The 15819-nt window shown below is 44.2% G+C and carries 13 protein-coding genes and 1 riboswitch; of the genes, 4 read left to right on the top strand and 9 right to left on the bottom strand.

Annotated elements, in window-relative coordinates:
- Positions 1–4 precede the first annotated feature (4 nt).
- The 5 genes from purC to AAC978_RS06080 form a co-directional block, all read right to left on the bottom strand.
- Complete coding sequence (purC, locus tag AAC978_RS06100) at positions 5–721, bottom strand: phosphoribosylaminoimidazolesuccinocarboxamide synthase (protein WP_341547149.1); 717 nt, start codon at positions 719–721, stop codon at positions 5–7.
- Between the two features lie 71 nt (positions 722–792).
- Positions 793–2088, bottom strand: coding sequence for an adenylosuccinate lyase (gene purB, locus AAC978_RS06095; RefSeq protein ID WP_341547148.1), 1296 nt, complete (start codon positions 2086–2088; stop codon positions 793–795).
- On the bottom strand, positions 2085–2597 hold the full coding sequence (gene purE, locus AAC978_RS06090) for a 5-(carboxyamino)imidazole ribonucleotide mutase (protein ID WP_341547147.1): 513 nt from the start codon (positions 2595–2597) through the stop codon (positions 2085–2087). Before purE ends, purB begins: the two co-directional genes overlap by 4 nt.
- Before the next feature lie 301 nt (positions 2598–2898).
- A complete protein-coding gene (locus AAC978_RS06085) occupies positions 2899–6699 on the bottom strand; it encodes a phosphoribosylformylglycinamidine synthase (protein WP_341547146.1) in 3801 nt (1266 codons plus the stop codon).
- Between the two features lie 226 nt (positions 6700–6925).
- Positions 6926–7027, bottom strand: a riboswitch (purine riboswitch).
- 254 nt (positions 7028–7281) lie between these two features.
- A complete protein-coding gene (locus AAC978_RS06080) occupies positions 7282–8571 on the bottom strand; it encodes an MEDS domain-containing protein (protein WP_341547145.1) in 1290 nt (429 codons plus the stop codon).
- A 192-nt stretch (positions 8572–8763) separates the two neighbouring features.
- Between AAC978_RS06080 and AAC978_RS06075 the strand changes: the two genes are divergently transcribed.
- On the top strand, positions 8764–8883 hold the full coding sequence (locus AAC978_RS06075) for a DUF4023 family protein (RefSeq protein WP_341547144.1): 120 nt from the start codon (positions 8764–8766) through the stop codon (positions 8881–8883).
- A 59-nt stretch (positions 8884–8942) separates the two neighbouring features.
- Here AAC978_RS06075 and AAC978_RS06070 read toward each other — a convergent pair whose 3' ends face one another.
- Genes AAC978_RS06070 through AAC978_RS06060 form a run of 3 tightly spaced genes read right to left on the bottom strand, consistent with a single transcriptional unit; the run spans position 8943 to position 10792 of the window.
- Positions 8943–9566: an ABC-2 transporter permease gene (locus AAC978_RS06070; protein WP_341547143.1), complete on the bottom strand. Its 624-nt coding sequence runs from the start codon at positions 9564–9566 to the stop codon at positions 8943–8945.
- Positions 9563–10411, bottom strand: a complete 849-nt coding sequence (locus tag AAC978_RS06065) for an ABC transporter ATP-binding protein (RefSeq protein WP_341547142.1) — start codon at positions 10409–10411, stop codon at positions 9563–9565. Before AAC978_RS06065 ends, AAC978_RS06070 begins: the two co-directional genes overlap by 4 nt.
- A complete protein-coding gene (locus AAC978_RS06060) occupies positions 10412–10792 on the bottom strand; it encodes a GntR family transcriptional regulator (protein ID WP_341547141.1) in 381 nt (126 codons plus the stop codon).
- Between the two features lie 208 nt (positions 10793–11000).
- Between AAC978_RS06060 and AAC978_RS06055 the strand changes: the two genes are divergently transcribed.
- The gene (locus AAC978_RS06055; RefSeq protein ID WP_341547140.1) at positions 11001–12398 is read left to right on the top strand and encodes a YncE family protein; all 1398 of its coding nucleotides are present in this window, start codon (positions 11001–11003) and stop codon (positions 12396–12398) included.
- A 140-nt stretch (positions 12399–12538) separates the two neighbouring features.
- Here the strand turns inward: AAC978_RS06055 and AAC978_RS06050 are convergent, their stop codons facing one another.
- Positions 12539–13342, bottom strand: coding sequence for a glycosyltransferase (locus AAC978_RS06050; protein WP_341547139.1), 804 nt, complete (start codon positions 13340–13342; stop codon positions 12539–12541).
- A 198-nt stretch (positions 13343–13540) separates the two neighbouring features.
- Between AAC978_RS06050 and AAC978_RS06045 the strand changes: the two genes are divergently transcribed.
- Together AAC978_RS06045 and AAC978_RS06040 are read left to right on the top strand one after the other, a co-directional pair.
- Positions 13541–15454 (top strand): cell wall-binding repeat-containing protein, encoded by a 1914-nt coding sequence (locus tag AAC978_RS06045; RefSeq protein ID WP_341547138.1) that lies wholly within the window; start codon positions 13541–13543, stop codon positions 15452–15454.
- Positions 15454–15795 (top strand): iron chaperone, encoded by a 342-nt coding sequence (locus tag AAC978_RS06040; protein ID WP_341547137.1) that lies wholly within the window; start codon positions 15454–15456, stop codon positions 15793–15795. Before AAC978_RS06045 ends, AAC978_RS06040 begins: the two co-directional genes overlap by 1 nt.
- Positions 15796–15819 lie beyond the last annotated feature (24 nt).

Raw genomic sequence — 15819 nt, 5'->3', positions numbered from 1 at the left:
CTATCTAAGCTTTAAGGACTGCGCTGACCCGACGATAGACTTCCTCGTAAGCCTCTTCAACTTGACCGAGATCACGACGAAAACGATCTTTATCCAGCTTTTCCCGAGTCTCCTTATCCCAAAAACGGCAGGTATCAGGAGATATTTCATCCCCTAAAAGCACTTTACCCTCATATTTACCAAATTCCAATTTGAAATCCACCAAAATGATCCCCGCTTGGTCCAGAATCTTTTGCAATATCCCATTGATGCGGCGCCCCAGTTCTTGGATTTCTTGAAGCTCTTCCGCTTTCGCCCAGCCCATGGCTAAGGCGTGGGATTCATTGACGAATGGATCCCCTAAAGCATCATCCTTATAATACAATTCTACAACCGGGTGTGTAAGTTGAAATCCTTCATCGACACCTAGACGTTTCGCTAAGCTGCCGGCTGCGATATTGCGTACGACCACTTCCAAAGGAATCATTTCTAATTTGCGCACGAGCATTTCTCGATCATTGAGTAATTCTACAAAGTGGGAGGGAATACCAGCCTTTGCCAAGGCATTAAAAAAGAGAGCCGATAGTCGGTTGTTGACAATTCCTTTGTCACCAATTGTTCCTTTCTTTTCACCATTAAAGGCTGTAGCGTCATCCTTATATTCCAACCAATAGATGTCTTCTTGATCCGTGACAAAAACCTTCTTGGCTTTGCCCTCGTATACCATTTCACGTTTTTTCATTGCATATCTCCTTCTATCATGAACTTAGGGAACGACGCGGGGTCAATTCCGCAGTAAATTAGACATGGGTCTTATAGTAGTCCGACTCTTTTAAAGATCGTATCGATATGTTTAGTATGATAGTGGTAATCGAAGAGCCCCTCGATCTCTGCTTCCGTCAGGTATTTGCGAATCTCTTGATCCTTAAGCACTAAAGACTGGAAAGCCTCCTTGGTCTCCCAAGCCTGCATTGCATTGCGTTGGGTCCAAGCATAAGCATCCTCCCGACTCGATCCCTTTTTGACCAAAGCAAGCATAACCCTTTGGGAGAAGATTAAACCCACGACCTTATCGATATTCTGCTGCATTTTTTCCGGAAAGACCCGCAAGCCCTCGATCAGTTTGATCATCTTTTCCAGGATATAATCCAGTGCGATCGTACTGTCCGGTAAAATAATTCGTTCCGCAGATGAATGAGAGATATCCCGTTCATGCCAAAGAGCTACATTTTCTAAAGCTGTTTGGGCATTGCCGCGAATAACTCTAGCCATACCACAGATTCTCTCTCCAGTAATGGGGTTTTTCTTATGGGGCATTGCTGAGGAACCTTTTTGACCTTTGGCAAAGGGTTCTTCGACTTCATGCACATCGGTGCGCTGCAGATTTCTTAATTCGGTAGCTATCTTATCTAATGAACTGGCAACTCCAGCTAATGTTGTCACATAAAAAGCATGGCGATCTCGCTGCAACACTTGGGTTGAGATCGGTGCTGGGTTCAAACCAAGGGATGCACACACCCATTCCTCGACCCGGGGATCCACATTAGCGAATGTCCCCACTGCACCGGAAATCTTGCCGACGCGAATCTCCTCACGGGCAAATTCCATGCGTCGAGTTTGCCGTTTAATCTCTTCATACCATAGAGCAAATTTCAAACCCATAGTGATCGGTTCAGCATGAATGCCATGGGTTCTTCCCATCATTAAGGTGTCCTTATGTTCGAGGGCCCGAGTTTTCAAGGCCTCTTCCAAGCGCTCTAGCTTTTTCAGCAGTATGTCAGCAGCTTCTACCATTTGCAAAGATAAGGCTGTATCTAGAACATCTGAGGAAGTGAGGCCAAGGTGAATATACTTAGCTGGCTCTCCGACATTTTCTGCTACATTGGTGGTAAACGCCAATACATCATGATGAGTGATTTCTTCAATTTCCTTTACTCTCTCCCAAGAGAAGCTGGCTTTTTCACGGATGACCTGAACAGCCTCTTCGGGTATTTTACCAATCTTCGACCACCCCTCACAGGCAGCAATTTCTATCTTCAGCCAAAGTTCTAAGCGATGTTGATCCGTCCAGACGCGGCCCATTTCGGGAAGAGTATATCGTTCAATCATGGGGTAATCTCCCTTTCCATTTTGAGTTTCTCCTGCAGTGCCTTATCCTTGGCCTCTACTCCTTCTGCCATCGTCACACGATAGTTTTTCAAAGCCTCGCGCAGGCTCTGATCGGAAAGAGCAAGCATTTGAACCGCCAAAAGTCCGGCATTTTTAGCTCCATTGATGCCTACGGTTGCCACCGGGACACCCGGGGGCATCTGGACGATGGCATAAAGGGCGTCTAACCCTTCCAAGGCACCACTGCGAATCGGCACCCCGATCACGGGCAAAGTTGTTGCTCCTGCCACCACACCGGGCAAATGAGCGGCCATCCCAGCCCCAGCAATTATCACTTGGCCCCCTTGCCCTTCGAATCCATTGACCCAATTCAAGGTCCGTTCCAAGGTTCGATGTGCCGAGGAGACCTTCACTTCATAGCTAACTCCAAATTCTTTGAGGGCTTTGATGGCGTCTTCCATGACGCTGTAGTCTGAGTCACTGCCCATGACGATACCGACTTGGGTCATAAATATTCCTCCATTCACGTAATTAAGCTTGGATTAGAGTATCTGGGGTCGTGTCGCTTCACATACATACGTTCACTCAGGCGTTCCAGGGCTAGCGAACTCGCTTTCATAGCAGCTCCCGCCAAACCTACGGGTAATACCTGATGTGAACCAGTGGCTCCGCTATGCTACGAAAGCGTCGTTCGCTGTAACGCCCTTCCACGCAAATCGTTCACTATTGTATGTGAAGCGACGCTTACAGGTCGTTCTAAGTTTCTGAGGTATTCTGGATCATTTCGGGTCTTATATTTCTAAGCTTGGATTATCCTCTGAAGTAGTTGACGCCGCCTGCGAAGATCGGCTGATACTTATTGCCGTGGATGTTGATAGCAATGCCTGCACCCTCGCGCTCGGAGTGGCCCATCTTACCAAGGACGCGACCGTCTGGGCTGGTGATTCCTTCGATGGCTTCATCGGAACCGTTGGGGTTAAAGTTGACATTATTGCTGGGGTTGCCAGCCAGGTCGACATATTGGGTTGCAATCTGGCCTCTTTCCCTGAGCTTTTGAATAATAGCAGGGTTAGCCACAAAACGTCCTTCCCCATGGGAGACAGGAATAGTATGGATATCGTTTACTTCCATCCCGCTAAACCAAGGTGATAATGTGGAAACCACTTTGGTTTGCACCATACAGGAGACATGGCGTCCAATTTTGTTATAGGTTAAGGTCGGGGAGCTTTCGTCTAGATCGATAATTTCGCCATATGGCACCAGACCGAGTTTGATAAGGGCTTGGAAACCATTGCAAACGCCCAAAATAAGTCCATCTCTTTGGGTGAGCAATTTCATGACTGCTTCTTTAATACGCGGATTGCGGAACATGGTAGCGATGAATTTCCCCGAACCATCGGGCTCGTCACCCGCGCTAAAACCGCCAGGGAGCATGATGATCTGCGAGTGCTCTATTTCCTTAACAATCCCTTGTATAGACTGTTCTACATGATTAGGGGTAAGATTGCGTACTACCAAAGTTTCTACCACTGCTCCAGCCTTCTCAAAAGCCTTCCTCGAATCATATTCGCAGTTGGTTCCCGGAAAAACTGGGATAAAGACCCGAGGCTTAGCAATCTTGGTGGAGGGTCTGTGGAGGTTACGCTCTCCGTAGGAAAAATTCTGTGGCAGGCCCACCTGGGTGGTTTGGGTTGGGAAGATTTTTTCTAAAGGCTTTTCCCAAACGGCTAAGGCATCGGCTAAGGCGATTTCAAAGCCATCAAGCTCTATAGCTGGTTTAGCTTGAGTGCTGCCTAAAACCTTATAGTTAACTTCCCCAAATAGCTCCTCAAGATTACCTGACTCAGGAATCTCTAGCACTAGCGAGCCGTAATCCGCACGGAATAGGTCTTCCATAGCCATTGGGGTTAAAAACTTCATCCCTAGGCGATTACCAAAGGCCATCTTCGTGAGGGCAGCCGCTAGTCCGCCCATTTTTACTGTATGAGAAGCATAAACCTTGCCGGATTGGATGAGCTCATGAACCTTGTTAAAATTCCGAGTTAGATGTTCGAAGTCGATGACTTCATTTTCATCCCGACGGGAGGAAACTAAAACGACTTGACTCCCCGCTTCTTTAAACTCCTGGGATACCACGTGATCGGTATGCAATACACCCACAGCAAAGGCCACTAAAGTAGGAGGAACATTAAGATCCATAAAGGATCCAGACATGCTGTCCTTACCACCAATAGCCGGAATCCCAAACTGCTTTTGAGCATATAGTGCTCCAAGTAGGGCACTGAAGGGTTTCCCCCATTTCTCTGGATCATTACCCAGTTTTTCAAAATACTCCTGGAGCGTTAAACGAATTTTTCCGTAATCTTGCCCTAGAGCTACCATTTTGGTTACCGCTTCAACCACTGCGTATAAGGCCCCGTGGAAAGGACTCCATTTTGCCAATTGAGGGTTATAGCCATAAGTCATGGCTGTCGCTGTATGGGTTTCTCCGGATTCCAGAGGGATCTTAGCCACCATTCCCTCGGCGGGAGTTGTCTGACATTTTCCTCCAAAGGGCATTAATACAGTATTAGCACCGATCGTACTATCAAAGCGCTCCACTAGACCCTTTTGACTGCAGACGTTAAGATCTTGCAAATTAGCCAACCAAGCTTCCTTTAGAGTAGCTTGTTGAGCAGCAACTTTGTCTAAGGAACTATTGGGGAGTTGCTTAAAGTAGTTCCGATTGCTCTCAGGAAGTTTTACAACTACACTTGCTTTTTGCTTTACTCCGTTAGTATTTAAAAACTCACGACTGATATCGACTATTCTTTTGCCGCGCCACGTCATATTCAAGCGTGGGGTTGCACTGACTGTAGCCACTAGAGTTGCCTCAAGATTTTCTGCATCAGCATATTGGACAAAGTCTTCTAGGTTTTCTACTGCGATAACCGCCGCCATACGCTCCTGGGATTCGGAGATCGCCAACTCTGTACCATCTAAGCCCTCATATTTTTTTGGAACCGCATCCAAGTTGATCTCTAAGCCATCGGTCAACTCACCAATAGCCACCGAGACTCCCCCTGCTCCGAAGTCGTTACATTTCTTAATCATGGTGCTGACCTTGGGATTGCGGAATAAGCGCTGGATTTTTCTCTCTGTGGGAGGATTACCTTTTTGTACTTCAGCTCCACAGCTGGCCAATGATTCAGTGGTATGTTCCTTAGAGGAGCCTGTAGCACCACCGCAACCGTCGCGACCGGTTCTGCCGCCGACTAAAACCACCACATCACCCGGTTCAGGGGCTTGGCGCACGACATTTCCCCGAGGAGCTGCCGCAATAACAGCACCAATCTCCATCCGTTTGGCGATAAAATCTTCATCATAAACTTCCGCAACTTGTCCCGTGGCTAAGCCGATTTGGTTGCCATAGGAGCTATAACCAGCTGCTGCCCCAGTAGTAATCTTGCGTTGAGGAAGTTTTCCTGGCAGAGTCTCTTCTACTTTCGCCCGGGGGTCTCCGCTTCCGGTTACTCGCATGGCCTGATAGACGTATGTCCGACCGGACAAGGGATCCCGAATGGCACCGCCTAAGCAGGTAGCCGCTCCCCCGAAGGGCTCGATTTCTGTAGGATGGTTATGAGTTTCATTTTTGAACATCACAAGCCATTCTTCTGTTTTGCCGTCGATTTCAACATCGACCACAATGCTGCAGGCATTGATCTCATCGGACTCATCCAGATCCTTTAAGAGTCCTTTTTTCTTTAGTTCTTTCATGCCGATCACAGCTAAATCCATTAGACATATATCACGCCCTTGAACCTTATCCCCATAAACAAACTCTCGGGAAGCAAGATAATCTTCATAGGCCTTGCGGATAGGAGCACTATAATCCCCTTCCTCAATGGCGATGTCTTGCAACTGGGTAAAGAACGTGGTATGGCGACAATGATCAGACCAGTAAGTATCGATGACTCGAATCTCCGTGATGGTGGGGTTGCGTTTTTCCTCATCTCGAAAATACCCTTGGCAGAAGGTTAAGTCCTCCAGGCTCATGGCAAGCCCGGCCCCTTGATAAAATCCCTCTAGCTCTGTCATCGTCATCTGGGTAAAACCTTCAACAACCTCCACATCATTCGGGACATCTACTTCTAAGGATAGGCTAGCTGGTTTTTCCAAGCTGGCTTCACGAGATTCTACAGGGTTAATGTAATAATTCTTAATGCGGTTAAAATGATGATCTGTTAATTGGCCCTTAAGTACAATCATCTTGGCGGAAAGCACTTCCGGCCGCTCTTTTTGCGTGAGAATCTGGATACATTGGGCCGCCGAATCAGCTCGTTGGTCATATTGGCCGGGAAGATATTCCATGGCAAACACGCGATCTGAAGAAGGAATCTCTAAGTGTTCATCATAGATTAAGTCCACAGTTGGTTCTGCGAAGATTATGTTCCGGGACTGAGCGTATTCTTCTGCACTAATCCCAGCGATATCATAGCGATTAATAATTCTTAAGTCCTCTAAGCCATTAATGCCAAGGTTCTCTCGGATATCCTGCAATAATCCTTGGGCTTCGATATTAAAACTAGGCATCTTCTCCACATAAATGCGCTTTACAGCTTGCTGTTCCATGATTCCCTCCTAAATTCAATCCTTTAGTCCTATCTTTCCCCAAAGTGTTTGCTGAAATAAATTAAAAATGCCCAGACGGATAGATTCCACTTTAGAAAAAAGAGTGAAACCTTCCCGCCTGGGCTTTTGTCCCTTCGGTGTAATCCAACGGCAAAGCTAAGACCCACTCCTTAAGTGAATCCACTTAGTATTATAACCATCAGACCTGTGCCGCTCGGGAAAATACCCTAGGCACACTTTCGCTCATAGTCAGGCCATTTACGGTAGCCCGGTAGAAACTTGCAGACCCTATCTCCGCGATTATATGAACGCCATATTTAGATGTTAGGTAACTATCATGAGAAATTATCTTCTGAACCCATTGTAGCTTTTCTTACCAAAATGGTCAATAGTTTTTCGAACGTTTCCCTAATTCCTATTCTAAACGTTCGGTTTTTCCATCCGTTCCCCTTCCATTTCCTGAACGTCAAAAAATCATACAATAGCGTAGAATAGCCTCAAAAAGAAAAGTGGGAGAAAAAGAATATTATGCATACTCCAATCTACCACTTTCTTTCATTTATTAAAGTCACAGTCTCCAAACTAACGAGCAATATTAATCAAAACTCTCTCTTCTACTTCAGGAAGCTTGAACCTCACAAAAAAGGTCGTTCCACTTGAACAGGTGTCAACATTGATTCGTGCATTATGGTTAGCGACAATATTGTAACAGGTAGCCAGTCCAAGACCAGAGCCCTCTTCTTTCGTAGTAAAAAAGGGCATACCTAATTTGTCGATACTCTCAGGTGGAATCCCGCAGCCTTCATCTTCAACGCTTAAAACAACCCCGTCACCTTCAGAATAGGTTTGAATTCGTAGACAGCCACCTTCCTCCATCGCCTCCAAACCATTTCGGCATAGGTTGAGCACCAATTGAGTAATTTCCTTCCCATTGAGCAGAAGCTCGGGTATTCTTTCCACATCTAATTTGATTTTTTTATTATGATTAAAGGCGTCTGCTTGCAAAAGGGGATAAAGAGTGGTCAAGATTGCATTCAAATTTTGCGAGCTCATTTCGCTTGGCTTTGTTTTTGCCAATGACAAAAATTCTGTGATAATCTCATTAGCACGATCTAACTCTGAGATCATGAGGTCAAAGGTCGACTTTCCCGCATGGTGCTCTTCCCTCGATCCTAGCAATTGAAGAAAACCACGGACCGTGGTCATGGGGTTACGAACTTCATGAGCAATACTGGCTGCCATTTTTCCAACAAGATTCATACGATCAAATTTTGCAATTTGATATAGATTCTCTACACTATCGCTAGTATGAATAAATGAAAATTGGTGATTATTCACAACATCAATCACCTCATGAAGGCTGCACTGATCGAGCTGGAAAGTACATAGGGCGATCATGCGCATTGAGCCAATCTTCATCTCAACCAATGCTTCATAATCCATAAAAGATCTGAAATATCGCTTTTTTAGCCAACTTGTATTACCACTTACGCGAATACCCTCGTAGCCATAGTCAAGGGCTTGTTTAACTTTTTTACCCCATCCCTCAACAACCTTATTACCGTCAAAGTTCCCATACTTTAGGTACCATTCGTTATGGGTCAGTATCTCAATCTGGCCACTTCGGTAATATCTATCAAAATTGGGGATCTTCGCCCTAAAGACCAGTACCCCTTCACTTATGCTAAGGGGATCCGACAGTACGCACATGCAGTATTCGTTATGCTTTAACCCCGCTTCGAAATACGGTACTAAAATATCCAACAAGTCCTGCTTGCTTTGATAGAACCCACAAATATGAGTACCCCAGGGGATATCTTTAAGAAATCCGATACCCGTCTCGCGTAAATTATGCATTAATTTCTTTGGCATCTTTCCTAACTCCACTTTTCCTTTTTTGATCTTAGTCAATAGAACTGTTAAAAATAAAAAATAACTGCTTGACCAACTATTAATATAGCACATTGCACCTGTCGAATATTGCCACAAAACAAAACCAAGAAAGAATGTTTTATTTCGTCAATGGTTAAAGTAATAATGATTTAATACAACAAGGAGGTAACCATGAACTTTGTAGATAAATTTAATGAGGACAAAAAGAAAGCAGAAGAAAATCAAAAGCATCAAGGTAAGGGAAATCCTGACCGCAAGCTGCCCAATAAGCAGCATGGCACCAATAAATAATATTCGATACCAATGAAGGGAGTGTCCGTCCGGACACTCCCTTCATTGGATTATACACACTAAAACTCTTTTCTGTTATATATTGCAATAGACATCTTAATGGAAAACATGAGTAAACCTAAGATGATAAGCGGAGATAAATACCCAAACAGCTTTACTATCTGGATACTTGGAGGGACAATGTCCAAATGGGGTATCATCATCACAAGCATAGTTGGAATAAAAACAACTATGAGCATGATAAACCTTGCCTTTTCTACGCCGAACTTAAACAGAATGGGTAGGATAATAGCGAGAAAAACCAACCCGACCCCGCCGATTACTAGGGTCATGATGAGCATTTCCATAATTTTCATTTCGTCTGTAAAAAGTACGATAAGCCCACTTAGAATTCCAACAATAACTACTCCTATTAGCTCAGCGACGATTGCAAATAAATATTTGCTTTGGACGATTGTTTTTCTTTCGATTGGCATTGATAGTGCATACTTCTCCCATTTACTCTTTTCATCATAGGCCATAGTGGTTAAAGGCAGCATGACGCATAAGAGGACAATCATGGCCGCCAGCATGCTTATATTTTCAAACATTATAGAGTAAAAGGCATAGAAGGCTAGCAACCCTAAGAGAATTTTACCTTGCTGCCTCAGGGCAAAGACATCCTTAATTATCAATCCTTTCATCTTCCTGCCCCCCTGCTATGAAATAACATGATGTCCTCGATCCCCGCTGAATCAATCAAAAACTTCCCTTGCAACTTTTTCCTTCTCACCAAAGCTTCCACCCCAAATTGGTTTTTACGGCATCCTATAATTAACTCTTTATCTAATTGGTCAAACTCTGTATGGGTGCACTTAAGAATTCCATAGTCCTCAAGAAGGGAATCCTTAACTTCGCTGAACATTACTTTTCCTTTATGGATAAAAGTAATATAGTCAGCGATCTTTTCCAGATCACTGATAATGTGGGAAGAAATAAGAATCGAGTGCTCTTCATCTTGAATAAACTCTAAGAAAATGTCCAAGATTTCTTCCCTCACCATAGGGTCTAGTCCACTGGTCGCTTCATCAAGAATCAGAAATCGCGGATGATGAGAAAGAGCCACGGCAATGGACAGCTTCATCTTCATTCCTTTGGAATAGTCTTTAACCCTCTTTCTATCCGGTAAAGCGAACCTTCTCAGATAACTGCTAAATACATTTTGATCCCACTTTGCATAGACACTCTTCATCACTAAATCGATATCCCTAGCACACAGATTATCGGGAAAATTACTTTCATCAAGGACTACTCCTAACTCTTCTTTTATCGCTTTTTCATGGGTTAGATTACACTTGCTAAAGATTTGTATGTCTCCTCCATCGCGGTGGATAAGATTCAAAAGTAACTTTATAGTGGTACTTTTACCCGCCCCATTCTCTCCGATTAAGCCCATAATACAGCCCTTGGGTAAGGAAAAGCTGACATTTTGTAAATGAAAGCCCTCGTAGTCCTTGGATAGGTTTTTCACCTCTAAGACATTTTCCATTTACCTCTCCCCTTCTTCATAAAGCATGGTCATGATCTCAATTAGTTCTTCTAAGGAAATATTCGCTATCTTTGCCGTTTCAATAGTGTTTTGGAGGTATTCTTCTACCTTGCGCAAATGTTCTTCCCGAATAAATTCACTGTTTTGTAAGGCAACAAAACTTCCCTTTCCCGTAATTGATTCGATAAACCCATCCCTTTCTAAGTCCTCATATGCCCTTTTTGTGGTAATCACGCTGATCCGCAATTCCTTTGCTAAAAGGCGCATGGAGGGAAGGGCTTCTCCAGGTTTGAGTTCTCCAGAGATAATCAAATTCTTTATCTGGGAAGTTATCTGTTCATAAATCGGCTTGCCGTTGGAGTTGCTTATAATAATATCCAAAGAATCACTTCCTGTTATTACGTTATTATTGTATATATACATTATATACATTATGACATCTAAGTCAATATTAATTGTATAAAAAAGGTAGTAGACCTTAAACAGACTATTCTCTAAAGCTTTTTCCAAGTCGTGGGTTTTTTGCAACACTTAGTCTACTCTCCTGAATAAGATACCTTAGACTCTCTGAAAGGAGGCCAGACACGAAATGACGCGCACCCCACTAGCATGGGTAACTCTATCGGGAATCGATCCCTCATTACCCGGAGATGTAATTGCTTATCACCCTGACCAAGAAAAAATCGTGGGGATGATTCCCGTGGGTGTTGATCCCCGCTATTTGGCTTGGTTCCCCGCAGAAGATAAGATTTATGTTCCTAACTATGGCAGTGATACGATCTCTGTTATCTTTTGCAATTCTCTAGCTGTAATAAAAACGATTACTGTTGGCAAGGGACCCCGGACCCTAGTCATCGACCCGATCGGTCATAAGGGGTATGTAGCAAACTCTGATGACCATACAATCTCAGTCATTGATCTGCATCAAGATAGGGTAACGGCCACGATTCCAGTGGGTCATGAACCCATTGGTCTTGTCCTCTCCGTCGATAGTAAACGACTCTATGCGACCCAACATACCAGCCCCTCCGTTTCCCTAATTGATGCGGACACAAAGCAAGTGGTCGCCACTTATCCTTTAGGCTCTCGTCCCTCTAATCTCGCCTTGTCCCCTAATGAAGAATTGCTCTATATCGTCCTTAGCGGAGATAACCAAGTTTCTGTCATCGATCGTGAGCTTCAAAATACAATCGCCTTTATTCCGGTGGGAGCTAACCCACAACGAATTACCCTCCATCCCAGTAGACCATTGGCTTATATCACGAATTTCGATGATAATTCCATAAGTATTATTTCTACCTGCGAGAATCGAGTCTTAACAACTATCCCTAACATCCATGCTCCTAGGGATCTTCTCCTTGTCCCTGACGGTTCTAAGCTCTGGGTGGCTAACGATTATCAGTTGACCATTATCGATGCAGAGGACCATACTGTAGTTAGTATTCTCTATGCTCCGCCCTCAGCGCAAATCCGGCAAGGATTAGCTTATGGAGAATCTAGCCAAAAACTGATAACTCCTGAGGCTTCCCGGCATAGATCCCAAAGATCCTCTTCCTTTGTCACAGAAAAAATCTATTTTAAACCGCCTAAACCCTTTGACATTAATCTTCATTTCCAGTTTCCCACTCCGTCCGCCAAAGCCGAAGGACTAGTCTTTGCTAATCCGGAAGTCAAAGCTCATTCCGTGAGCCTCCTCGCAATCTCTCAGCGTCCCAACTATTTTTATATAACCTTTTCCTTTCGGATACCCATCATAGTAACCTATAAGGATCACCTGAATCAGCTTCATGAGCTTCATGATACGATTCACCATGTTGCCTCAGCTGTGGAAATTCATCTGACGCCTTCTCGTGTCAGCGAAAATCTCAATCTAAAAATATCAACACAATCTGAATTGATAGATAAGTCCCGTTCGACCCCGGATTCCTTAGACATCACCCTACGAACGCATCTCCTGTCTATGCAGATGGTTCACTTTAAAGACTAAATGCATAACTAAACCGCATAAATAAGTTGCATAACTAACTGCATCAAAACGTTCCCCTAGTAATTAGGCTCCTTAACCCGTATAGGAATCAAGGAGCCTAATCATTTCTTGATTGACAAAAGAGCTTACTAGCCTCGCAGTTATACCGTAATGATGGGTACAAAATCACCGCTTTGATCGATGATGTGGGATTGCCTCTGCACAAATAGGGAATTCACATTCCAAGTATGATCCATGCGGTCCCCATGACGCTTATATACATAGTTATAGCGGTCTGCGCTATATATCGAGATTTCTTTCTTAGTACAGTCTTGCAAAAATTTTATATCTTCGCCTAAATTAACCGATTGAAATCTAACCCTGCTAAAGACCTCTCGTTTAACAATGAAGGTTCCACCCGCTAAAGACGGACCTCGCGTATAGCGATTTTCATAAAACGCCCCTTCAGCTGTCGAATAAGGTACTGCAATGGGCAGGCGAACCCCTAAAGCATGATTTGATTCAAAGAAGACAAAATGCACACCCTTGCCGACAATCTGAGCATAGGTGTAATTAAAAGCTAACATAAGATCCTCTAAAAAAAAGGCCCCATAGTAGTCGTCATCATCCATTTTTCCGATATAATTATATTTCGCCAGATCAACCCCATAGTTGAGACATTCTCCTAAAGTGTAGCCTTCATCCAAAGCCAAAAAACGGATTCCTTTAAAATCCTTAAACCGCTCATGATATACCTGGGGGTCAACCCGGGAGTTATTGATAATGACAAGATACTCAACCTCGGGATATTGAATCCGCTGTAGATTCTCAAAAATATTTTCCAGATATTTTGGTTTGGAAGTAGGCAAGATGATGGATACCCCAGGCCTCTCCGCCTCCTGGTATTTATCCCGAAGCAATCGGATCTGTTGTTTTTCCTTCTCCATTCGAGACCATTCAAACAATGCGCTCGCTCCAATCAAAAGTCATCCTTATGGATTGACAGATACTTTGCTCCATTCTATGCAATTGCTGCTTTTTGTTCACCGCTCCCCCTAACAAGCTACGATGTTCAAAGGCATAAAAAATAAAAATATAAATCACGTAAAAAAAAGGAATCCGCTATTTTACTGTGAATATATACACTTAAAGGGGGGAACCACTTGAAAAAAGGAAGCAGAGTCGTACTCATATCGATACTCTTGTTCACATTTACCTTCCTAGGAGAATATGCAGTTGTTGCAAGTGAAGAAGCTCCCATCCTCACTTACCAAGGAGCCAACGGCGTAGAAATCCGCAGCTATGTTCCAAGCTACACCAAAGAAAAGCTTCAATGGATATATGACGAATTTACGAAAAACACCATGGGCGAAGAAATCGCTTATTTATCTCATATCAATCTCTATCCTGATTATATTCGAGGGAAACACACGGTAGGAATGTGGCATGGGGAATGGATTAATGAAAAGCTCTCCCCCGACCGCTATATAGACCTTTACGGAGTAGGCGACGATAATCCTTACTATTTATTGACCCTGGCCCATGAATATGGCCATCATTTTCTATATTATTACGTTAACAAAAAAGAAGGTCATCAAAATGACCTACTATCTTCGAACTATGCAAAAATCCGCGGGTTAAACCAATACGAGGAACTGAACAAGGGCGAACATCGGTGGGCTGCCTCCGAGATAGCTGCAGATGATTATGTTCAGCTCTTTGGCAGCCCAACTCTAGCCCAAAACAGCACATTTCAATACAGCCCCCAGGAAAACACAGCTATTCCTTTAGCTTGGGAGGTTCCCGGACTCTATGAATATTTTGTAGAGCTCTCCGGACTTCAGGGAAAAGCAGATCGTGAGGCTCCCGCCAAACCCTTACTTGAATTCTTAGATATCACTCCACAAGAGCTTATTTTTAGCTGGCAAGAAACTACCGATGATTCAGCAGAACCTCTGATTTATACTACCGTCGGGGTTACCTACCCTGAGAAAGGCCCTCAGCTTAATTTCCTCATGAATACTACGAAGAATAACCATGAATTTCACTCTGCCCTGAATCGAAATCAATTGAGTTATTATAATGTTAAGAAAGTCTTGGTTAAGCTTGTTGTCATGGACCAAAGCGGGAATGCCGTTTCCAGCGAAGTCAAGATCAATTTGAATAGCCCGGAAGAATCCTTCACCTATATCTTTCCCGGTCAACGGATTGGGGGAGAAAATCGCTACCAAACATCAGCAGCTATCTCTCAGGCAGCTTACCCTGATGGATCTTCCTACGCTATTTTGGTGACGGGTCAAGATTTTCCAGATGCCCTCTCAGCAGCTCCCTTAGCGAAAAAGTATAATGCTCCCATCCTTCTCACTCCCACCGAAGCTCTTGACCCTGATATTGCCGCAGAGATCGATCGTTTAGGCACTACGAATATCCTTATTATCGGTGGTACCGGAGTAGTCTCTCAAGAAATCGAGCATACTCTAAATGCGCAGGGAATCTCTACCCGAAGAATCGCGGGTGCTTCACGCTACGAAACCTCACTCTCTATTGCCAAGGAGCTTAGGGATTTCCAGAAAGTTTTCATTTGCACCGGTGAGAATTTCCCAGATGCTTTGTCAGCAGCGGCAGTCGCCGCCAACGAAGGCATACCCATCCTGCTAACCACAGCTAATGAACTACAGGGCGAATTAGCAGAGTTCATCAATAGGCAAGAACTTACGCAAACTTATGTTGTTGGTGGCGCAGGAGTGATTAGCAATCAAGTTTTTGATCAACTTCCCCAAGCTAAGCGTCTGTCAGGAAGTGATCGCTATGAGACGAACTTGGCTATCCTTGAAGAGTTTCGTTCCACTCTTACCGGCGATACCGCCTATCTTGCTACCGGAATGGATTACCCTGATGCTCTTTCAGGCTCAGTCTTAGCTGCAGAAAGGAGATCACCCATGCTATTGATTGGGTCCAGTGAATCTGCTAAGGCCAGAGCTTATCTTCAGGCCTCCGAAATAATCGATCAAAAAGTTCGGGTTATCGGTGGCGATAGCGTGGTTTCCAACAGTTTGTTAAAGGGGTTGTTTGATTAATGAAAACCATCGACGAATACATTGCCGCTCAGCCCGAAGAGGTTCAACCGCTCTTGAACCAAATTCGCGAGGCCATCAAGGCCGCCATCCCAGACACCGAAGAGAAGATCTCGTGGAGTATGCCCACCTTTTGGCGCAAGCATAATATCATTCATTTCGCAAGCTTCAAAAACCACATCGGCATCTACCCCGGCGCTGAGGCCATGGAGCATTTCACACCTCGTCTGACGGAATATAAGACCAGCAAAGGAGCTTTACAGTTGCCCTACAGTAAGCCTCTTCCCTTAGAGCTTGTTGCAGAAATTGCCAAGTGGTGCTATGAAACTGGAAATCACCACTAAATTACCACTTACCTAATCGCGTCT

It is taken from the genome of Desulfitobacterium sp. THU1, assembly GCF_038181555.1.
Taxonomy (GTDB): Bacteria; Bacillota; Desulfitobacteriia; order Desulfitobacteriales; family Desulfitobacteriaceae; genus Desulfitobacterium.
The sequence above is the reverse complement of the archived record's forward strand: the minus strand, read 5'-3'. Positions and strand labels throughout refer to the sequence as shown.